The sequence below is a fragment of the Lacticaseibacillus yichunensis genome (assembly GCF_003946405.1).
Lineage (GTDB): Bacteria > Bacillota > Bacilli > Lactobacillales > Lactobacillaceae > Lacticaseibacillus > Lacticaseibacillus yichunensis.
On sequence record NZ_RHOG01000006.1, the window covers coordinates 1 to 18,881 of the forward strand.

Consider the following 18,881-nt stretch of genomic DNA (forward strand, 5'->3'; position numbering starts at 1 on the left):
AAGCGGGAAGGTCACCGAAATTCTAAGCCTACATGACCTAAGCTTACTGCACCAGCAATCGATATATGGCGGCGGCACGGATGCCAACCAAGTTTTCAAAGAGCAATGCAATCACACAAGTTGCGACTGGCGAGGGCCTGCCGCTTACAACTTGTGTGGCCCCCGGTCCGGTCAAAGGCCCGACCGGATCGGGGGTACATAGATGGCGCATCAGATGCGTCCATCAATGGGGTATACGACTGTCGCAACAGAATCAAAAAGGCCCAGCAAAAACACCGGGCGATCGAGCATCAGTTCAATTTTGGTAGGACCTTTTGCAAAAGAACATGTGGTACTACGCCTCTGCCAGCGCGGTCAACTCCTCTGGCTGGAACACCCCTGTTTTCAACCAGTTCAGCTCCACAGCATATGGCGCGTGTTTGTGTTTGGGGTCGGTCCCGACATATGGCGTCTCAAGAATTTTCGGCAGATGGGCGAGCTGGGGGTGATGCGCGATGGCGTACAGCGCGTCAAAGCCGATCGATCCCATGCCGATGTTGGTGTGGCGGTCTTTGTGGGCACCTTGAGGATTCTTTGAGTCGTTGAGGTGGATGATCGCCAATTTGTCGAGGCCGATCACGTGATCGAATTCGTTGAGGACGCCGTCGAAATCGTCGCGGACCGGATAGCCGGCGTCGCTCATGTGACACGTATCCATGGTCACCCGCACCTTGTCCTGGCGGTCGACTCGGTCGATGATTGCAGCCAACTCCTCAAACGTCCGCCCAATTTCTGTGCCTTTGCCTGCCATCGTTTCAAGCGCGATGGTGACATGCTGGTCGGCTGAAATGATTTCGTTGAGACCGCGGGCGATCTGCGCAATGGCCGCCGGTGCGCCGGCGCCGACATGCGCCCCGGGATGAAATGGCATGCTGTAGGCGTGCAGCGCCTCGGCGCGCGCGACCTCCTCTTGCATGAATTGCACCGCAAATGGGTAATTCTCTGGCTTGATGGTATTGCCGAGATTGACGATGTAAGGCGCGTGAATCACCAGATGCGACAGGCCGCCAGCCGTCATCTCGGCCAGACCTTCCGGAATCCGCATCTGATCCGTCGTTTTTCGCCGCGTGTTTTGCGGGGCGCCGGTATAAAACTGCAAGGTGGTGGCGCCATAACTTTCAGCTTCCTCAACGGCCCCAAAAAACATCCCCTTGCCTGACATACTGACGTTGGCTCCGATCAACAATTCATTCATGGCTATCCTCCTTATGAAAAAAGCGGCACCTGGCCGCTTTTTCGTGCAACGCTGCTAAATTGACGCACCAAACTGATCTACGTTTGCTCGTAGAACCGACGCCGGTTTGCAATCATCAATCGATACTGCTTCCGTGCGAGAAGATCAATCCGCTTTTGGCTCGTAGAAATGCCCCATGATCTTAACGGACTCGGTGATCGACACAAACGCATATGGGTCCGCCTTGCGCATCGCCGTTTCCAGTTCGTACATTTCAGCGCGGGAAATGATCGTGAACAAGATCGTCTTTTCCTCGTGGCGGAAGGCCCCTTCTGCATCGTGGACGATGGTGATGCCGCGCCGAAGCGTATTTTGAATCTCGTTGACGACGGCCTTAGGGTGCTCCGTGACGATCATCACCTGCATCCGCTGCTGGCGGGTGAACAGCGAGTCGATCACCTTGCCGTTGATGAAGATCGCCATCGCGGAATAAAGCGCGTGCGGCCAATCATTGACGAAGCCCGCCAGGAAAATGATCAAGATGTTGAAGGCGATGTTCACGGTGCCCACGGTTGTGCCGGTTTTGCGGCGCAGCACGATGCCAATGATATCCAGGCCACCGGTCGACAGGTTATTGCGCAGCGCAAAGCCGGTGCCCATCCCGTTGATCAACGCCCCGAAGATCCCGCAGACGATCGGGTCTGTGGTCAGCGGTTTGAGGCCGCCCAGCAGGCGAATCATCACAGTCGAAAACACGACGGCCAAGAACGTGAACATGGTGAAGCGGTGGCCGATCTTTTTCCATGCCAAAACAAACAGTGGCACGTTCAACAGAAACAGCAAAGTCCCGGTCGAAAAAATATCGGTGCTGGCAATTGGGCCAAACGGGGTCGCCACTTTGAAATAGAACCACTTGCGGACCACAGTGGCCAGCAATTGCGCCGCCCCTGTGATGCCACTGGCGAAAACGCCGGCGGGCTCCCAGAACATATTCAGTGCCACCGCCACACAGATACTGTAAAACAACGCGGCGGTGAGCCGACTTGAGTTTTGATGACGACGGATCAAGCGATCGATCTCTTGCATGATTATCCTTTCCCTGATTCAGTGTGCATTCAGTATAACACGCAGGACCCTTTTGAAACCGCAAAAATAGCGAGCCGGCCGTTGCCGATTCGCCAATTTTTGTGTGTTAGATGATCAACCATGCCAGTGGGCGCGTTTGAACTGTGCCCGCCCGCCTTCTTCTTCCATCTCATAGCGCAACGGATTTTTCTTGTAAAACTGCTGGTGATAGCTTTCAGCCTCATAAAATGGCTGGGCAGGTTCGATGGTCGTGACGATCGGCTTGTCGAATTTGCCAGATGCCTCGAGCTTGGCCCTGGAAGCTTCCGCGGCTTCCCGCTGCGCCGGCGAGTTCACGAAGATCACCGGCCGGTAGCTATCGCCGCGGTCCTGGAACTGGCCCATCGCGTCGGTAGGATCCGTCTGGCGCCAATAGATCTCGACCAATTGCGCATACGTGATCACCGCCGGGTCAAACGTGATCTTGACCGCCTCGGTGTGGCCGGTCGTTTCGCTGGTGACCTCGCGATAGGTCGGGTTCGCCACATGCCCACCGGTGTAGCCCGACACGACCGACACGATGCCGGGCTGGCGGTCAAACGGCTGGACCATGCACCAGAAACATCCGCCGGCAAAAATCGCTGTTTCCTCTGCCATCAGCGCGCCTCCTTAAAAAGACTGCGATACTCGCCGTAGCCAGCTTTGTCCAACTCCGCAACGGGAATGAACCGCAACGCCGCCGAGTTGATGCAATAGCGCAGGCCGCCTTGATCTTGAGGACCATCCGTGAAGACGTGCCCAAGATGTGAGCCGGCGTCTTGGCTGCGGACCTCGACGCGCTCCATGCCAAAGCTCTGGTCGCGATGTTCCTTCAGTTTGCCGATCGGCTTGGTGAACGCCGGCCAGCCGCAGCCCGCATCATACTTATCCGCCGAGGAAAACAGGGGTTCGCCGCTGACCACATCCACATAAATGCCATCTTGATAAAAATCATCATACCGTCCGGAAAACGGCCGCTCCGTGGCGGCGTGCTGCGTGACTTCATACTGTTCAGGCGTCAGTCTTTGCTTCAATTCGTCATCTGTTTGCTTCATCTTCCTCACCTCGCGTCCAGTATACCAATTTTCATCTCGATTGTCAGCGATTTAGTTGCACATAGGTTAATGTTTACAAAAAAATAACCAGGCGCCAGTCATCATTGCCGGATCCTGGTTATTTTGCGTGTACCGCTAGACTTGGGCCAGTGCCTGAAGCGCCAAGCGTGTGGCCACCTCCCGCGCAGCCAGCCCAAACGTGCGCGCATCGTGATGGCTCGGGTCCGCCAGTGAGTCGCCGGTAAACAGAAGCTCGGCGAACCGCACGTTGCGATACCGCGCACACGCCGCCAGCGCCGCCGCTTCCATTTCCACGACCGTGACCCCCAGCTCTAGCGCCCGCTCGATCTGCGCCGGTGTCTCGCGGAAAAAGGCATCCGTGGTCCAAGTCTTCACGCGTTCGACCGGACTGCCGAGCGCCAGCAGTTGCGCCGCCACCCGCTCGCCAAAGCCCGCCTCAAACGCAATGCTGGGCGCCGCCGGCAAATAATGATACGAGGTACCTTCATCCCGCAAAGCCTCGCGCACCAGCAGCAAGGCCCCTTCCTCGCGCGCGGTCAAGGTCCCACAAGACCCGACGGCCACGATCTCATGGGCGCCATACGCGATCACAAATTCCAGCAATTGCGTGGCGGCCGGGGCTCCCAGTGGCGCGCGGCACAGCCCAATTTTCTCACCGGCCACCTCAAGCGTCCAAATGGGGAAGGTGTTGCTGACGGTCTCAAACACCGCCAGCTGCTGGGCAGAATATTGCTGGCACATGGCCGCGATCGTGTCCTCGCCCACAAACGCAAACACAAACTTGGCCGGAAAATTGAATCCTTCATCGCGAAACGGTTCGATCACCGCTTTGGCGCGGCCCGGAAACCCGAGGGGCAAAAATCGATTCTCAGTCATCGCACACCTTCTTTTCCAAATTCAGAGCACAAGGCTTTTCCCATCAGCCCCCGCGGCCCATTTTCGGCGAAAGTAAAACGGTGTTGACTCTGCGCCTGGTGCGCGAGCCAACACCGCTTTTTCAAATCAATGCTTATTCTGTCAGCTGATCATCCGCTGCGTGGGCCTCGTCTGGATCGACGCCACCGCGAACCTCGATGCCAAGATCCTTCAGTTGCACATCCGCAACCGGCGTCGGCGCGTTCGTCATCGGCTCAGAGGCCTTGGAGTTCTTCGGGAAGGCGATCACGTCGCGGATGTTGTCGCGGCCAAGCAGCAACATCACGAAGCGATCCAAGCCGATCGCCAGACCACCATGCGGCGGAAAACCGTATGTCAACGCGTCAAGCAGGAAGCCAAACGCCTTTTGCGCGCGCTCTGGCGTAAAGCCCAATGCGTGCAGCATTTTTTCCTGAATCTCGCGCGTGTGGATACGAATCGAGCCACCGCCGAGTTCGTCCCCGTTCATGATGATGTCGTAGGACTGGGCATGGGCGCTGTGCGGATCGGTGTCCAAAAGCGGGACATCCTCTTCGTTTGGCATCGTGAATGGATGGTGGGCCGGAACCCAGCGCTCGATGCCTTCATCGTATTCGAACAGTGGCCAGTTGACGACCCAGCAGAATTCGTAATCGTCCGGATCGATGAGACCCAGCTCCTGGGCAAAATGCACACGCAGGTAGCCCAGACTAGCCGCAACCACGGTCGGTTGATCGGCAACAAACAAGATCAGGTCGCCGGCATTGGCTGCCACGGCGCTCGTCAAGGTACTGCCATCGCCGAAGAACTTGGCGATCGGGCCAGAGATGCCGTCATCGGTGACTTTGAGACAAGCGAGCCCTTTTGCCCCAAAGCGCTTGATGTAGTCCTGTTGCTCATCGATCTTCTTGCGGGAATACTTTTCTGCCCCGCCCGGCACCACGATGGCACGGACTTGGCCGCCATTAGCAACGGCGCCGCTGAAGACCTTGAAGTCTGAGTCCGCGACTAGCGCGGAGACATCTTGGATCAGCATGCCAAAGCGCAGATCCGGACGGTCAGAGCCATACTTGTCCATGGCGTCCTGCCACTGAATGCGGCGGAACGGCAACTTGACGTCGATGCCTTTGACATCCTTCATCACGCGGGCGATCAGGCCTTCCGTGAGGGTCTGGATCTCCTCTTGATCAAGGAAGCTGGTCTCCATATCGATCTGGGTGAATTCAGGCTGACGATCGCCGCGCAGATCCTCATCGCGGTAGCAGCGCGCGATCTGATAGTAGCGGTCAAAGCCGGCGCCCATCAACAGCTGCTTGAACAGCTGCGGGGACTGCGGCAAGGCGTAAAAGCTGCCCGGGTACACGCGAGACGGCACCAGATAATCACGCGCCCCTTCAGGCGTGGACGCGGTGAGCGTTGGCGTTTCAATGTCCAGAAAACCGTTGTCATCGAAGAAATGGTGGACCGCCTGCATCACCTTGCTGCGGGTGATGATTGCCTCTTGCATTTCCGGCCGGCGCAAGTCGAGGTAGCGATACTTCAGCTTGGTCTCTTCGGTGGCGTTGACGTTGTTGTCAATGTCAAATGGCGGCGTCTTGGCCTTGTTCAAAACAGTCAGACGGCTGCATTCCACTTCGATCTCGCCGGTCTGCATCGCCGCGTTCTTAGCCTCGGCCGCACGGGCTTTGACCACGCCAGTTGCCTCGATCACATATTCGCTGCGGACATCTTGCGCGATCGCCAAGGCATCGGCGCCGAATTCTTGTGAAAACACCAACTGCACGATGCCATGAATGTCGCGCAGATCGATGAAGATCAAATTCCCAAGGCTGCGGCGCTTTTGCACCCAGCCCTTCAAGGTCACCGTCTGATCGATATCACTTGCCCGGACATCGCCGGCATACATTGTGCGTTTACTCATGATCTGCCTCCAATAATTCCTCATAAAGCTGCTTAAAGTTTGTGCGCAGTTCCGCAAACGCCACTGGCTTTTGCGCGCCGGTGGCCATGTTCTTGACCTGCACCGTTTCGCTGGCCAGCTCTTCTTCGCCGATGGTCAAGGTGAGCTGCGCATTTTCCTTGGCGGCGGACTTGAACTGGGCCTTGGCTTTGCGGCCGAGAAAATCCATGTCAACGGCAAAGCCCTGCTGGCGAATCGCATGCGCCAGCTGCAAGGCTGCCGCGTTGGCCTTGTCATCGATGGTGACCAGGTACACCGGCAAGTTGGTCGTGACGGTCTGTTTTTGCATCAGCAGCATCACCCGCTCCACGCCCATGCCAAAGCCAATGCCAGGCGTCTCAGGCCCGCCGAGTTCCTCGACCAAGCCGTTGTAGCGCCCGCCAGCCAACACAGTGGTGAAGCCGCCGCCAAAGACAGGGTCATCACTCATGATCTCGAAGATCGTGTGGTTGTAATAATCCAGGCCGCGCACCATGTCCGCGTCGATCTCGTACTGAATGCCGAGGCCATCCAAGAAGCCGCGCACTGCGGAAAAATGGGCAGCCGCTTCAGGCGTCAGATAGTCGAGAATTTTTGGTGCGCCTTCAACGATCTCCTGGTCGCGCTTATCCTTGCTGTCGAGGATACGCAGCGGATTTTTCGCCAGGCGGACCTTTGAATCGGCGGATAATTCATCTTGATATGGGGTCAAGTACGCAATCAACGCGGCGTGGTAAGCCTCACGAGTAGCCGGGTCGCCCAACGTGTTGATCACCACTTTGAGGTTGCCTGCGCCAAGTGCCTTGAGCAGGTCGCTGCCAAGTGCGATCACTTCCGCGTCCAGCGCTGGGCTATCGACACCAAACGCCTCGACGCCGAATTGATGAAATTCGCGCTGCCGGCCGCTTTGGGGACGTTCATAGCGATACATCGGGCCCATGTAATAGACCTTGTACGGCTTGGCAAATTCCGGCCCGTACAACTTATTTTCGACATAGGCCCGCACAACGCCCGCGGTGCCTTCTGGACGCAGCGCCATTTTGCGGCCGCCTTTGTCTTCGAAATCATACATTTCCTTCGTCACGATATCGGACGTGTCGCCAGACGAGCGGGAAAAGACTTCGTAATTTTCAAACAACGGGGTGCGTACTTCCTGGTAGCGATACGCGTCAAACACGCGCCGGCCGATCGCCTCGGCCCGCTGCCACAGCTCACTTTGGCCAGGCAGAATGTCGGCTGTGCCTTTTGGTCGTTGATAACTCATTGTCGTTCCTCCATTTTCTTGCAGGTGCAAAAGAAAACGCACCCCTCGATTTGTCGAAGGGTGCGTTGCACGGTACCACCTTACTGTTTCACTTAGCCATAACGGCGGCGACCGGAGCGGATCTGCCTCAGAAGTGTCTTTTCGACCGATCCCGGCTTTCACCAATTCCGGGTCGCTTGTGGCGGTCTATCCTACTTCGTCTTGGGCACTGCAATATTTAGGTTCAGCATACGTTTTTAATGAAAACTTGTCAATGATACTGGGGGCAAAACGAAGCTGAAAAAGCAAGAAAACGCCAGGGTGGGCTTCGACCAGAAATGGCTGGAACGCTCCCAAGTGACTTTAAGCCCGCAAAGGTCGCGGTCATAAAGCTCACTTTCGGTGTAAGCGGCACAGCCGCTAACACCGACGAGGGGGCTGAGCCATTTCTGGCCGAAGCCCACCCTGATATCCAACATTGCTTCTACTTTGTTGCCAATTGCTGCATTGACAGTAACCTTTTGCACCTACTCTGAAATCATTCAAGCTGACGCCCACAAACGCATCAAGTTTTCTTCCACAAACACTGCAAACAGCAACTTGTGACGACAGGACACTCGGCCAACGACCGAGCGCCTCGACCTTCGCAGAGCTTATTCTTTGCAATCGGCTGATCAGTCAAGAAGGCCTCTGACTGAAGCAGGGTCTCCCAATCAGCGCACAGTGGATAGGGCAAATATTGCCTCGAGACAGATATACTTACCAATCCAGGCTAACCAAGACACCGAGCAGGTGGTTCGCGTGAATCATGAGGCGCTGATTCCAAATATGATCAAAGTTCAATGTAAGGGCGAGCTTTAGCCAGAAATGGCTCAGCCCCCTCGTCGTTGTTAGCGGCTATGCCGCTTACAACGAAAGTAAGCTTTGAGACCGCGTACTTGGCGGGCTCAAAGTTACTTGGGAGCGTTCCAGCCATTTCTGGCTGAAGCCCGCCCGCCGTCTTCCTCCTCCACCCATTGAATTTAGAAAAGCCGCACCGCGACAAAATTCTGCTCCCTCTGCCTTATCTGGCGCGGGTTTGGTATAATCGACGTATATTAGATGAGGACTGATGCGAATATGCGTTTCAAACAACTCAAAAAATGGCCGTTGATCGTGCTTTTTTCCCTACTGGTCGCGATCTCGGCGGCGACGACCACGGTGCTGGCCAATAATCAAACGCTGACCGTCCGCGCCTCAGTGCTCAATGTGCGGCTTGGCCCCGGCCTTGGCTACAGTGTGATGGGCCAGGTGCAAAACGGCACCCAGCTGACGGTGATCGATAAGGAAAATTCGTGGTATCAGGTGCGCCTCGCCGGTAATCGCATCGGCTGGGTCGCCTCTTGGCTGGTCGATCAAAACGAAGCGACGACCACGACGGCCCGGGTTGCGACGGTGGCTGGGCAGGTCAATGTCCGTCAGTATGCGACCACGACGTCGAAGGTGCTTGGCACGCTTGAGCCCGGCGACTCCGCGAAGGTGATCTATCAAGAAGGCGATTGGACCGAGATTGCGTATCAAAATACGGCCGCCTGGGTCTACACCAAGCTGATCAACATCACCAATCAAACGGTGACGTTGGAAGCGCCGAAGCAGACGGCGGCCGCCGCTACGAAAGCCGCCGTCACGCTGGTCAAGGCCACCACGACCACCGCGGCCAATGTGCGCGAAGCGGCCGGCATCAACGCGCCAATCGTCACCCGCCTGACAAAGGGCCAAAGCGTCACAATTTTAAAACAATCCGGTGAATGGTATTACGTCCAGACCGCGACAGGCAAAAAAGGCTACATCGCCAGCTGGATCTTGTCGATGCCAGGCAGCGCAACGGCCAAAGCCGCGACTAGCCTAAGCGAGGCGACCATCGTACTGGATCCGGGCCACGGCGGCACCGACTCCGGCGCCCAGTCCACAAGTGGCGGGTCGGAAAAGACGTACACGCTGGAATTGGCGAACAAGGTCGGCGCGGCGCTCAAGGCGCAAGGCGTCAATGTGATCTACACACGCAGCGATGACAGTTTCGTCGATCTCGCCCCGCGGCCGGCCGTTGCCGAAAAGGTCCACGCGGATGCCTTCATCTCATTCCATTTTGACTCGACGCCAAACGCCAACACGGCAAGCGGCTTCACGACTTACTATTACAGCGTTAAGAAGGACAAGACGCTGGCCACTTACCTGAACAAGAGCTTCACAGGCTTGGGCCTGACCAATCGCGGCGTCGAATTCGGCGATTTTGAAGTGATTCGGGAAAATACGCAGCCGGCTGTCTTGCTTGAGATGGGCTACATCAACGATGATTCCGATTACGCCAAGATCAAGTCCGCCGCCTATCAGCAGCAGATTGCCAGCGACATTGTCAGCGGCTTGACCAGCTACTTCAAGGCTGGCAACCATCAATAAGCGTTCGAAAAAAGTCTCAGTCAACCGCGATGTGTGCGGAATGCCTGAGACTTTTTTGAATCGCTTTGTTATTGGAAAAACGCCGGAATCTCGTGCAGATGCTCGACTTGATACGTCGCCATCGGGGCATCGTTGAGCCCGTCGACGTTAAAATAGATCGTCTGGACCCCTGCCCGCTGCCCGGCCAAAACATCCAGCCGCCGATCCCCGATCATCGCGGTGACCACGGGATTGAGCTGGTGGCGCGCGAGCAGGTAATTGATCGCGGCCGGATCAGGTTTGCGGGGCAGCTGAAGGCGCGCCGTGACGCCGCCGAGAAACAGCTCGCGCAGGTCGTCTTTTGCCAGCAAGGCCCACGCACTATCATCGCGGTGGGTCATGAGGAGATTGTTGCCGCCAGCTTTGATAATGGCCTGCAACACAGCGGCTGTTTCGGGGTACGGCTCGGCCTCTAGTAGCCGCTGTTTTTCCCTATCGTGATAAGTCGCCAGCAGCTGGTCGCGGGTCGTGCCGAGCGCGGGTGCCACGCGGCCGGCGATGGCAAAAACAGAGGTCTCTTTGGCTTCGCGCAAGAGTGCGGCCGGCGCGATCGTGAGCCCGGCTTCTTGAAGGACGTCATGCAGCGCGGCCATCATCACGGGATAGGTGTCGTACAGCGTCCCATCCAGATCCCAGATCGCATTGACCAGCATCACTTCGCCTCCGTGTCGTAACAGATCGTGACCGGGCCGTCATTGACCAGCGCCACCTGCATGTCGCCGCCAAATTCACCGGTTTCAACAGGCACGCCAAACGCAATCAGGTCGGCGTTGAAGGCCTTGTACAACGCCTCCCCTAATTCAGGCGGCGCCGCTTGGGTAAAGCTCGGGCGGTTGCCATGCGTCGTTTCGGCGTACAGCGTGAATTGCGACACGGACAGCACCGCCCCATTCACAGCGGCCAGCGCGAGATTCATTTTCCCGGCTTCGTCGCTGAAAACACGGAGCTTGCTGATCTTCTCGGCGAGGTACTGGGCATCTTCTGCGGTATCGTGCGGACCGACGCCTAGCAACACCAAAAGGCCGCGGTCGATCTGCCCCACGACTTTCTGCTCGATTGTGACGCTGGCGGATGAAACTCGTTGAACAATGGCGCGCATGGGGGATCCTTTCTGGGGGAAAACGGAAATGGCGAAGGCGTGACACTCAGGGCCGATTTAGCTGTTCAGACTTAAACGCTCGGCTCCGCATCCTTTAGTTGAGCTTCGGCGGCCCGCATGGTCGGGTCATCCAACTGGTGCGTGCACTCGATGGCCAAGTGCGCCATCAAGCACCCGCCCCAAGTTGGCTGCCCGACCATCCCGCGGGCCTCCGCATCCTTTCCTAGTTGAGCTTCGCCGAGCAGGTCTGAGACAGATAGTCGTCCTGGCCGCTCGATGGCCAAGTGCGCCATCAACCGTCCAGGCCGAACTATCTGCTCAGACCTAAACGCTCGGCTCCGCATCCTTATCCTTTCGACCTTTTGACTTCATACACATCCGGGACGTTTTTAATGGCGTCCATGAGGTGGTCGAGGTCGGCGAGGTTGCGGATGCCGACTGTGACGTGGACGTCGGCCATTTTGTCGTGGTCGACGCGGCCGCTGACGTTGGAGAGGTTCTTGCTGTGCAGGTTGAGGACCTGAAGCACGTCGTTGAGCAGGCCGCCACGGTTGTAGCCGTAGACTTCAAGGTCGGTGTCAAACAGCTGGCTTTGGTCGTTCATGTTCTGCCACTGGACATCGATCAGGCGGCCAGCCATTTCCGGGGACGCTTGAACGTTCGGGCAATCGGCGCGGTGAATGGTGACCCCGCGGCCCTTGGTGACGTAGCCGACGATCGGATCGCCGGGCACGGGACTGCAGCATTTTGCCAGATGGACCAGCAGGTTGTCGACGCCTTCAATGACCACGCCATCGTCGGTGCGGCTGGTCGGTTTTTTGCCTTCCCGCTGCAGGGTCGTGACCTTCTTGTTCTGGTCAAGCATCGCCTGCTCGCGTTCCTTTTGGTCGGCGGCCTCTTTTTCCTTCCGCGCCTTTTCGGTCAGGCGATTGGCTACGATCTTTGCGGTGTATTCGCCGTAGCCGATCGCGCTCATCAGCTCCTGTTCGGTGTTGAAGTTGAGCTTCTTGAGCAGCTCGACCATCGCCGGTTTGCCATTCAAAAAGTCCTTTGGCAGGTAGCCCATGTCTTGCAGCTGGGATTCCAGGGCGTCGCGGCCCTTATCGGCATTTTCGTCCTTATCCTCCAGCTTGAAGTAGCGGCGGATCTTGTTGCGAGCACGCGAGGTGTAGACCAAGTTGACCCAGTCGCGGCTTGGGCGGCTGGAGGAGTTGGTCAGCATCTCAACAATGTCGCCATTTTTCATTTGGTAATTCAGCGGGACGATCTTGCCGTTGACCTTGGCGCCGACGGAATGGTTGCCGACTTCGGTGTGGACCATGTAGGCAAAATCAAGTGGCCCTGACCCCTTTGGCAGCTCGTAGACATCCCCACGCGGGGTGAAAACATACACGCGATCGGAGAAAATGTCGCCTTTGACGCTGTCCATAAAATCATGGGCGTCTGTGCTTTCGTCTTGAATCTCCAAGATCTCGCGGAACAGGTCGATCTTGTTGCCGGCGTTGTCGTATTGGACCTCGGTCGTTTGGCCTTCCTTGTACGCCCAGTGCGCCGCGACACCAAATTCGGCGACGTGGTGCATTTCTTCGGTGCGAATCTGAACTTCAAGCGGTTTGCCTTTTGGCCCGATGACCGTCGTGTGCAGCGACTGGTACATATTGGCCTTTGGCATCGCGATGTAGTCCTTGAAGCGGCCCGGCATCGGCTTCCACTTGGTGTGAATCGCGCCCAGCACCGCGTAGCAATCCTTGATGGTCTCGGTGATCACGCGCACCGCAAGCAGGTCATACAGTTCATCAAACTGCTTATGCTTGTCGCGCATTTTTTTATAAATGGAGTAAATGTGCTTTGGCCGGCCGTAGATCTCGTATTTGATGTTGAGCTCGGCCAGAGCCTGTTTGATGTCGACGATGGCCGAGGCGATGTAGGCTTCGCGCTCGCCGCGTTTTGACTTCATCAACTGGGCGATGCGGTAATACTGCTGGGGATTGAGGTAGCGCAACGAAAGGTCCTCAAGCTCCCATTTGATGGCACTGATTCCCAAGCGATCGGCTAGCGGGGCGTAGATCTCCAGCGTCTCGTTGGCGATGCGGCGCTGCTTGTCGGGGCGCAGGTGCATCAAGGTGCGCATGTTGTGCAGGCGGTCGGCCAATTTGACCAGAATCACGCGCATGTCTTTGGCCATTGCCAACAGCATTTTCCGGTGATTCTCCGCCAGTTCGTCTTTATGGGCGACATAGGTGACCTTGCTGAGCTTGGTCAAGCCGTCGACGATCACGGCGGTCTCCTTGCCGAAAACTTCCTGAATGTCGCCGAGGGTGATGTTGGTGTCCTCAACGACATCATGAAGATACCCGGACGCCACGGTGACCGGATCCATTTTCAAATTGGCTAGGATGCCGGCGACTTGCACCGGATGAATGATATATGGCTCGCCGGACTGACGTTTTTGATCTTTGTGCACATAAGCGGCAAAGTCGTACGCCTTTTTCACAAAAGCCAGATCCTGTTCATTCATGTACGCTTCGCACATGGTCATGACTTGGGCTTGGCTCAATTCTTGTTCTTCCGCCATGATTGACCCCCCTGATACAAGAAAAGCACGCGTTCGTCTGCGTGCCCCTTCCCGTCGGTTTCAGATAGCTAAATTATACTGAAATCTGCCAAAAAAGCTAGTCCTTCAGCCAAGCAAGCAGGCTCAGAACCAGATAGATGCCGGCAAACCAGTAATCGTACTGGGCAAAGCGCCAAAAGACCATGCCAGCAAACAAAACTGGCATGAGCAGCACCCACCAGAGTTTCAGATGATGTTTCTTGATCGTGCGGCCGATCCACAGCGCCAGGCTCATGTCGATCAAAATAAAGAGCACAAAGACGCGCTCCGGCACGCTGATATGGAGCCAGCGAAACGGCCACGGCAAGATCACGGTGGTCAGAACACTTAACAAAACAAGCAGGCCGCTGGGCGACTTGCACCAATTCACGAATTTACTCATCAGACGCTCCCTGTAATTCAGTCAATGCCGAAACGGCGCTCAGCAGATAAAGCGGCGCCGTTTCGGTGCGTAAAATGCGCGGTCCAAGCCCCGCAGCGAGAAAACCGGCTTTGCCAAGGGTGGCCACTTCCGCCGGTGTCAGCCCACCTTCTGGCCCGAAGACGACTGCCAGCGACTGAGGGTGCGTGGCTAGCGTTGCCGCGAGCACTGCGCGTTCCCCTGTCTTGGCACTTTCTTCATACGCCACCAGCTTAGCGGCTTCTGTGGCCGCCGCCACCTCGGCCAGTCCCGCGGCATAAGTCACCGCTGGCACCAACGCCCGGTGACTCTGTTCCGCGGCGCCTTGTGCGATCGCGATCAGCCGCGCCAGCTTCCGTTCGACCTTAGCATCCGGCCATTTTGCCGTCGCCCAGGTGCTTGGGAAAAAGGTGATGGCGCTGGCCCCGAGCTCGGTGGCTTTTTGCACGATCCACTCAGCCTTGTCGCCCTTGGGCAGGCCACAAAACAAGTGAACACTTAAAGGCAATTCTACTTGTCCGGGGACCACTTCGTCAATGTGCACCGTCAGCGGCGTCACATCCACGATCGTCGCACGGACCACCGCCCCTTGGCCATCCGCGAGTTCAAGCGCGTCACCGACCTGCATCCGCAGCACCTTGATCGCATGATCCGCCACCTCACTGGGCAGCGTCAGCGTCGTCTCAACAGGCAACGCCTGCGTCACAAAAAATCGCCGCATGTCAGCCCTCCTTGGGAATACGCTGGGCGACAAGCGCGGTCCAGTCGCCGGCCTGCTGCAAGGTCATCACCTGCATCCCCGCCTGATGCAGGGCCTGCGTGATCACCGCCACCTTGTCGTGGAAAATGCCCGACAGCAGGAGCTTCCCATCTGGTTTAAGCACAGCCGGCACCTGCGGAATCAGCGGCACTAGAACCTCAGCCAAAATGTTGGCGAGCACCAGATTCGCTTGCGGCATGGTGGCCGTCAAGCCATCCGCGACGACCACATCGATGTCTGTCAGATCATTCAGCGCGATGTTTGCCTGCGCATTGGCAACCGCCTTGTCGTCGATGTCGGTGGCCAAAACGTGCTTGGCCCCCAGCATCCGCGCGGCAATGGCCAAAATACCAGAGCCCGTGCCGACATCCAGCACGTCTTCCCCACCGCGCAGGGTCTGTTCCAAAAGGCCCAAGATCAGTGCCGTGGTGGGATGACTGCCAGTACCAAATGCCTGGTCGGGGTCGAGCCGGATCAATTTTTCATCCGAACACGCCGGCTGATAATCCAGCCGCTCAGGCACGACGGTCAAAAACCGCGTCAGGCGCAGCGGGCGATAATATTGTTTCCACGTGTTGGCCCAAGTGGCATCGGCCAGCAGCGCCGTCGTCACCGTCCCGGCCCCCTTGGCCAGCCCAAAGCTCGGCAGCAGGGCCACTTGCGCCATCACGTCAGTTTGAAGCGCCGTGGCGTCGAGCTGGTCGCTGAAATAGCCGGTGACCCGCGCGCCCTCTGTCAGATGCGGAATGAACGCAGGGTCGATCGGCTCGCCGGCGCCTGTGACGAGCGGCTGGCGAAAATCGGCGCTATCTTCGATCTGCACGCCTTCTGCGCCGCGCTCAAGCAGCATGTTGGCGACCGCGTCGACCGCTTCAGTGCTCGTTGTGACATGAACCATCAACCAAGCCATGCGCGCCTCCTAATACTTTGGGTACGGGTAAAACGTCTGCTTCGCCGCTTCCGGCTGCGCCTCGACTGCTGCCTGGTAGGCCGCATTGTCGAATTGCAGAGAAAATGTTTCGGCGTCGCTGGTGCCATCGACAAAGTCCAGCAAGTCGCTTTCGCCGTCATCAAGTAGCGTCTGAAGCTGATCGAACAGCGCGACAACCGCGGCCTGACTGATGCCTTTTTTGCCTTCAAATGGCACGACAGCCAGGTAATTGTCCGCGTAGTCTTGCCCGTTCATGCGGGTCTGGTCGTAAAACAGAATCGCGTCGGCGTAATCCACTTCGTCGCCGTCTTCAAGTGTTTGGCCGTCTTGGTCCTCCACTTCGTAGCCTTCCTTGGCCTCCACGTACATCGTCAGCTCCACTTCGATCACATGTGCTTCTTTGTCCCAGTTCAGATCCAGGTCCCCGTCAAAGTCCAAGGCATCCATTTTGTCGCCGATATAATCCAGCATGTTTTCTGTTTCGCTCATTGCCATCCTCCTCGTTGGTCGACCAACGCTCGTTTCATATCCGATACATATTGATTGCCTGTCACAAAAAATCTTAGGGGTGCGCTTGTCGCCTCACCTTTGTTGGGCACCCCGATGCGTGGCGCCACGCCGATCGTTTGCGGCAGGCGCGCCGGCATCAGGCTCAAACACAGCCGGCCGCGATTGAGTCGCGTCGCGTTGTCTGCGCGCGTGAGGGCCAACGCCTGGCACAATTTCCCTGGCCCATTAGTCAGCGCCGGCCCGCTCACCCCGCGCCGCTGGGCCATGAGATCCAGGCCGGTCAGCGGCTCAACGGCGCGTATCAGCACGCATTGCGGCACCTCTTCAGCTTGAGTCACCAGGTTCAGGAGGCAATACTGCCGCATCTGATAGACATACACCGTGCCTGCCGTGTCATACAGCGCTAGATTCCGCGGGGTGCGCCGTCCTCCAAATGCGTGCGCCGCGCGATCGCCTTCGCCAAGGTAAGCCTCTGTTTCCACGATCAACCCGGAGCAAGCGCCCACCGTCAGCACACAGCCCAGCAGGTCCCTCGCCGACGTGATCGTCGGTTGATTCCGCAATTGATTTTCGACCGTCATTTTCACAATTTCTATCATAGCCTATGCGCCGGGCCAGGAAAAGCGGATTTCGCGATGGCGGCCGGCGTAGCCGAATTTTTCCCAGGGGTTGAAACTAGTCCTTTGCCCAAAAGATCACTATAATAGGTAAAAAGACGCCTGCGGGCAGGAGGAACATCATGGCTGAAAATAATGCATTGCGTCATCTGATCTCAGATGCGGCGGATCAACTCACCTCGGAGCTGTACACCGACGACAAGGTTCAAGACCGGGTCAAGACCTGGGAAAAAGGCACCCCGAATCCGTCCGCGGCGGAGCAATACGCCTACTTGATGGCGGAAAACCGCAACTACGCCGAAGAACTCGTGTATCGCGTGCTGGCCAAGCTGGCGGATGACGGGCTGCTCAAAACGCCGGAAGAACCGTAAGCTGGCGAGCCGCATGGAAACCGTGGTTCTGACCGCAAAACTGCTGCGGCAAAAGCCCGCCCTGGTGACCTGGGCGACAACGCTTTTGAATAAGGTCCACTGGCAAGCCGGCCCCCATTTGGCGAAGCTGCTTGCCGGGGCCGGCTTGAAAAAAACGGAATGCGTCATTCTATTGCTACAGAATGACGCATTGATCGGCTTTTGCGCCTTGGTTGACCAAGACATCGTGCTGGACACTGACTACGCGCCGTTTGTGTCCTCTGTTTATGTGGACCCTGCTTTTCGCGGCCAGGGCCTGAGCATGACCCTCGTCGGCCTGGCGGAACAGCGCGCTCAAGCCGGTGGTGCGACGGCGCTGTACATCGTCACCCAACATACGGGGCTGTACGAGCATCGCGGCTTCAAGCAGATCGGCGTGGGCAAAGACATTTTTGACCGGCCGATGCGACTGTTGGCGAAAAAATTGGGGTGACATCCTGATTGCCTGATCATCCGACAAAAAAGGGCCAGTGCACACGCTGTAATTTCCGCATGCGTGTGCACTGGCCTTTCGTGTCTTATCAATTATTTTGTGGCTCGCTTACTGATTTTTGATCGCGCTGAGGGCTTTGGCTGGGACGTCGCCTTCGCTGATCGTCCATGGGCCATTTGTCACCCGTTTTTGTGAGATCTTCGCGCGGACATAGGTGCCCGGCGTGAGCGGTGTTGGGTCGGCACTTTCCGGGCCATCATAGGACAGCGTGGTCTTGTTGCCCGAGGCGTCGTAAAAGTCGAAGGTATATTTGATCATGTAATATTGCTTCCCGTTGACCTTATAATCGGTGCCCTTGGCCGTCTTCGATTTTTCCTTGACGCCTTCCGTCACCACCGCGTATGCGTCATGGCTGTGATAGGTGGTGTCCCAGTAGCGGTACCCGACAAATCCGAGGGCAGCGATGAGAATCACCGCGATGAGCCCAGCAATTTTTTTCATTATCGTTTCTCCTTGTCTTTCGGTTGTGCCCCATCGCGCGGATCGTGTCTGGCGGCCGACTGCTTAAACGCGGTCTGGAAGCGGTGAAACAAACTTGGATCACTTTCGCGCGCGACCTTGACCATTTTGGCAAAATCATACGTGGTCGGATCGACGTCATTGCTTTTATTTTTATTGAACCACATTTTATTTTTCACCCTTCCACGCTCACCAACCGGCGTCGCGTGCTGCGCATCAACAGCGCCAGTGCGAGCAGGTGCACGACCAGGATTACTGGGCTGTAATTGGGAATCAACGCATACGCGATGTAGACGCAGACACCCAGCGTGTTGGCGACCATGCCCATTTTCGACGTCAGGGATTTCGCGTAACTGAGCACATGAAGCGCCGCGCCGACCAGGTTGAGCCACCACCACTGCAAGGTCCAGGTGAAAAGCAGGTCGCCGCATGCCGGCAGGGAAAATTGATGTTGAACGACAAGCGACAGCGCCGCCGCCACCATGACGCCTGTGATGAATACCGCATACATGAAGCCATAAAGCGCGGGGAGTTTTACCAGCGAGAGTTTCACGTTCGCACTTCCTATGTCTTTAATGAATAACATAAGTATACAGAGTTACGCGGCGAAAACAAATCTCTTCAGCCCCCTTTGCAAAATAATA

The 18,881-nt window shown here is 57.0% G+C and carries 23 protein-coding genes; 3 read left to right on the top strand and 20 right to left on the bottom strand.

What is annotated here, in order from left to right:
- Positions 1 to 334: 334 nt before the first annotated feature.
- From EKM95_RS02960 to EKM95_RS11600, 8 genes are all read right to left on the bottom strand, one after another.
- A complete protein-coding gene (locus tag EKM95_RS02960; RefSeq protein WP_164510071.1) occupies positions 335 to 1,225 on the bottom strand; it encodes a deoxyribonuclease IV in 891 nt (296 codons plus the stop codon).
- 153 nt (positions 1,226 to 1,378) lie between these two features.
- Positions 1,379 to 2,299, bottom strand: a complete 921-nt coding sequence (locus EKM95_RS02965; protein ID WP_125696353.1) for a YitT family protein — start codon at positions 2,297 to 2,299, stop codon at positions 1,379 to 1,381.
- Between the two features lie 114 nt (positions 2,300 to 2,413).
- On the bottom strand, positions 2,414 to 2,935 hold the full coding sequence (msrA, locus tag EKM95_RS02970) for a peptide-methionine (S)-S-oxide reductase MsrA (RefSeq protein ID WP_125696354.1): 522 nt from the start codon (positions 2,933 to 2,935) through the stop codon (positions 2,414 to 2,416).
- On the bottom strand, positions 2,935 to 3,372 hold the full coding sequence (gene msrB / locus EKM95_RS02975; protein WP_125696355.1) for a peptide-methionine (R)-S-oxide reductase MsrB: 438 nt from the start codon (positions 3,370 to 3,372) through the stop codon (positions 2,935 to 2,937). The genes msrA and msrB overlap by 1 nt, the downstream gene beginning before the upstream one ends.
- A gap of 135 nt (positions 3,373 to 3,507) precedes the next feature.
- Positions 3,508 to 4,269, bottom strand: a complete 762-nt coding sequence (locus tag EKM95_RS02980; RefSeq protein WP_125696356.1) for a nucleoside phosphorylase — start codon at positions 4,267 to 4,269, stop codon at positions 3,508 to 3,510.
- Positions 4,270 to 4,402: 133 nt separating this feature from the next.
- Positions 4,403 to 6,208, bottom strand: coding sequence for an aspartate--tRNA ligase (aspS, locus tag EKM95_RS02985; RefSeq protein WP_125696357.1), 1,806 nt, complete (start codon positions 6,206 to 6,208; stop codon positions 4,403 to 4,405).
- Complete coding sequence (gene hisS / locus EKM95_RS02990; RefSeq protein ID WP_125696358.1) at positions 6,201 to 7,490, bottom strand: histidine--tRNA ligase; 1,290 nt, start codon at positions 7,488 to 7,490, stop codon at positions 6,201 to 6,203. Before hisS ends, aspS begins: the two co-directional genes overlap by 8 nt.
- Positions 7,491 to 7,726: 236 nt before the next feature.
- Positions 7,727 to 7,996 carry a hypothetical protein gene (locus EKM95_RS11600; protein WP_164510065.1) on the bottom strand — a complete coding sequence of 90 codons (270 nt, stop codon included), beginning with the start codon at positions 7,994 to 7,996 and terminating at the stop codon, positions 7,727 to 7,729.
- Between the two features lie 592 nt (positions 7,997 to 8,588).
- Here EKM95_RS11600 and EKM95_RS02995 point away from each other — a divergent pair.
- The gene (locus EKM95_RS02995; RefSeq protein ID WP_125696359.1) at positions 8,589 to 9,905 is read left to right on the top strand and encodes an N-acetylmuramoyl-L-alanine amidase; all 1,317 of its coding nucleotides are present in this window, start codon (positions 8,589 to 8,591) and stop codon (positions 9,903 to 9,905) included.
- 68 nt (positions 9,906 to 9,973) lie between these two features.
- Here the strand turns inward: EKM95_RS02995 and EKM95_RS03000 are convergent, their stop codons facing one another.
- From EKM95_RS03000 to EKM95_RS03040, 9 genes are all read right to left on the bottom strand, one after another.
- Positions 9,974 to 10,597: an HAD hydrolase-like protein gene (locus EKM95_RS03000; RefSeq protein ID WP_125696360.1), complete on the bottom strand. Its 624-nt coding sequence runs from the start codon at positions 10,595 to 10,597 to the stop codon at positions 9,974 to 9,976.
- On the bottom strand, positions 10,597 to 11,043 hold the full coding sequence (gene dtd / locus EKM95_RS03005) for a D-aminoacyl-tRNA deacylase (RefSeq protein WP_125696361.1): 447 nt from the start codon (positions 11,041 to 11,043) through the stop codon (positions 10,597 to 10,599). The genes EKM95_RS03000 and dtd overlap by 1 nt, the downstream gene beginning before the upstream one ends.
- Positions 11,044 to 11,114: 71 nt before the next feature.
- The gene (locus EKM95_RS03010; protein WP_125696362.1) at positions 11,115 to 11,336 is read right to left on the bottom strand and encodes a hypothetical protein; all 222 of its coding nucleotides are present in this window, start codon (positions 11,334 to 11,336) and stop codon (positions 11,115 to 11,117) included.
- 53 nt (positions 11,337 to 11,389) lie between these two features.
- Entirely contained in the window at positions 11,390 to 13,618 is a 2,229-nt protein-coding gene (locus EKM95_RS03015) for a RelA/SpoT family protein (RefSeq protein ID WP_125696363.1), read from the bottom strand.
- Positions 13,619 to 13,715: 97 nt separating this feature from the next.
- Positions 13,716 to 14,039: a hypothetical protein gene (locus tag EKM95_RS03020; protein WP_125696364.1), complete on the bottom strand. Its 324-nt coding sequence runs from the start codon at positions 14,037 to 14,039 to the stop codon at positions 13,716 to 13,718.
- Positions 14,032 to 14,778, bottom strand: a complete 747-nt coding sequence (locus tag EKM95_RS03025) for a 16S rRNA (uracil(1498)-N(3))-methyltransferase (RefSeq protein ID WP_125696365.1) — start codon at positions 14,776 to 14,778, stop codon at positions 14,032 to 14,034. The genes EKM95_RS03020 and EKM95_RS03025 overlap by 8 nt, the downstream gene beginning before the upstream one ends.
- A gap of 1 nt (position 14,779) precedes the next feature.
- Positions 14,780 to 15,727, bottom strand: a complete 948-nt coding sequence (prmA, locus tag EKM95_RS03030; RefSeq protein ID WP_125696366.1) for a 50S ribosomal protein L11 methyltransferase — start codon at positions 15,725 to 15,727, stop codon at positions 14,780 to 14,782.
- Between the two features lie 9 nt (positions 15,728 to 15,736).
- A complete protein-coding gene (locus tag EKM95_RS03035) occupies positions 15,737 to 16,243 on the bottom strand; it encodes a DUF3013 family protein (protein ID WP_379897170.1) in 507 nt (168 codons plus the stop codon).
- The gene (locus EKM95_RS03040) at positions 16,234 to 16,839 is read right to left on the bottom strand and encodes a DNA-3-methyladenine glycosylase (RefSeq protein WP_125696435.1); all 606 of its coding nucleotides are present in this window, start codon (positions 16,837 to 16,839) and stop codon (positions 16,234 to 16,236) included. The genes EKM95_RS03035 and EKM95_RS03040 overlap by 10 nt, the downstream gene beginning before the upstream one ends.
- 158 nt (positions 16,840 to 16,997) lie before the next feature.
- On the opposite strand from EKM95_RS03040, the gene EKM95_RS03045 reads away from it, so the two are divergent.
- Both EKM95_RS03045 and EKM95_RS03050 read left to right on the top strand, forming a co-directional pair.
- Entirely contained in the window at positions 16,998 to 17,246 is a 249-nt protein-coding gene (locus tag EKM95_RS03045) for a hypothetical protein (RefSeq protein ID WP_125696368.1), read from the top strand.
- Positions 17,247 to 17,259: 13 nt separating this feature from the next.
- Positions 17,260 to 17,718 (top strand): GNAT family N-acetyltransferase, encoded by a 459-nt coding sequence (locus tag EKM95_RS03050; RefSeq protein WP_164510066.1) that lies wholly within the window; start codon positions 17,260 to 17,262, stop codon positions 17,716 to 17,718.
- Positions 17,719 to 17,826: 108 nt separating this feature from the next.
- Here the strand turns inward: EKM95_RS03050 and EKM95_RS03055 are convergent, their stop codons facing one another.
- Genes EKM95_RS03055 through EKM95_RS03065 form a run of 3 tightly spaced genes read right to left on the bottom strand, consistent with a single transcriptional unit; the run spans position 17,827 to position 18,790 of the window.
- Positions 17,827 to 18,219: a DUF1093 domain-containing protein gene (locus tag EKM95_RS03055; RefSeq protein WP_125696370.1), complete on the bottom strand. Its 393-nt coding sequence runs from the start codon at positions 18,217 to 18,219 to the stop codon at positions 17,827 to 17,829.
- Positions 18,219 to 18,416 (bottom strand): hypothetical protein, encoded by a 198-nt coding sequence (locus EKM95_RS03060; RefSeq protein WP_225423153.1) that lies wholly within the window; start codon positions 18,414 to 18,416, stop codon positions 18,219 to 18,221. Before EKM95_RS03060 ends, EKM95_RS03055 begins: the two co-directional genes overlap by 1 nt.
- On the bottom strand, positions 18,413 to 18,790 hold the full coding sequence (locus EKM95_RS03065) for a hypothetical protein (RefSeq protein ID WP_125696372.1): 378 nt from the start codon (positions 18,788 to 18,790) through the stop codon (positions 18,413 to 18,415). The genes EKM95_RS03060 and EKM95_RS03065 overlap by 4 nt, the downstream gene beginning before the upstream one ends.
- Positions 18,791 to 18,881 lie beyond the last annotated feature (91 nt).

Excerpts from the sequence above, each read along its gene's own strand:
- EKM95_RS02965 (WP_125696353.1), bottom strand. The coding sequence starts at position 2,299 with ATGCAAGAGATCGATCGCTTGATCCGTCGTCATCAAAACTCAAGTCGG.
- msrA (WP_125696354.1), bottom strand. The coding sequence starts at position 2,935 with ATGGCAGAGGAAACAGCGATTTTTGCCGGCGGATGTTTCTGGTGCATG.
- msrB (WP_125696355.1), bottom strand. The coding sequence starts at position 3,372 with ATGAAGCAAACAGATGACGAATTGAAGCAAAGACTGACGCCTGAACAG.
- EKM95_RS02980 (WP_125696356.1), bottom strand. The coding sequence starts at position 4,269 with ATGACTGAGAATCGATTTTTGCCCCTCGGGTTTCCGGGCCGCGCCAAA.
- aspS (WP_125696357.1), bottom strand. The coding sequence starts at position 6,208 with ATGAGTAAACGCACAATGTATGCCGGCGATGTCCGGGCAAGTGATATC.
- hisS (WP_125696358.1), bottom strand. The coding sequence starts at position 7,490 with ATGAGTTATCAACGACCAAAAGGCACAGCCGACATTCTGCCTGGCCAA.
- EKM95_RS02995 (WP_125696359.1), top strand. The coding sequence starts at position 8,589 with ATGCGTTTCAAACAACTCAAAAAATGGCCGTTGATCGTGCTTTTTTCC.
- EKM95_RS03000 (WP_125696360.1), bottom strand. The coding sequence starts at position 10,597 with ATGCTGGTCAATGCGATCTGGGATCTGGATGGGACGCTGTACGACACC.
- dtd (WP_125696361.1), bottom strand. The coding sequence starts at position 11,043 with ATGCGCGCCATTGTTCAACGAGTTTCATCCGCCAGCGTCACAATCGAG.
- EKM95_RS03010 (WP_125696362.1), bottom strand. The coding sequence starts at position 11,336 with ATGGCGCACTTGGCCATCGAGCGGCCAGGACGACTATCTGTCTCAGAC.
- EKM95_RS03015 (WP_125696363.1), bottom strand. The coding sequence starts at position 13,618 with ATGGCGGAAGAACAAGAATTGAGCCAAGCCCAAGTCATGACCATGTGC.
- EKM95_RS03020 (WP_125696364.1), bottom strand. The coding sequence starts at position 14,039 with ATGAGTAAATTCGTGAATTGGTGCAAGTCGCCCAGCGGCCTGCTTGTT.
- EKM95_RS03025 (WP_125696365.1), bottom strand. The coding sequence starts at position 14,778 with ATGCGGCGATTTTTTGTGACGCAGGCGTTGCCTGTTGAGACGACGCTG.
- prmA (WP_125696366.1), bottom strand. The coding sequence starts at position 15,727 with ATGGCTTGGTTGATGGTTCATGTCACAACGAGCACTGAAGCGGTCGAC.
- EKM95_RS03035 (WP_379897170.1), bottom strand. The coding sequence starts at position 16,243 with ATGGCAATGAGCGAAACAGAAAACATGCTGGATTATATCGGCGACAAA.
- EKM95_RS03040 (WP_125696435.1), bottom strand. The coding sequence starts at position 16,839 with ATGACGGTCGAAAATCAATTGCGGAATCAACCGACGATCACGTCGGCG.
- EKM95_RS03045 (WP_125696368.1), top strand. The coding sequence starts at position 16,998 with ATGGCTGAAAATAATGCATTGCGTCATCTGATCTCAGATGCGGCGGAT.
- EKM95_RS03050 (WP_164510066.1), top strand. The coding sequence starts at position 17,260 with ATGGAAACCGTGGTTCTGACCGCAAAACTGCTGCGGCAAAAGCCCGCC.
- EKM95_RS03055 (WP_125696370.1), bottom strand. The coding sequence starts at position 18,219 with ATGAAAAAAATTGCTGGGCTCATCGCGGTGATTCTCATCGCTGCCCTC.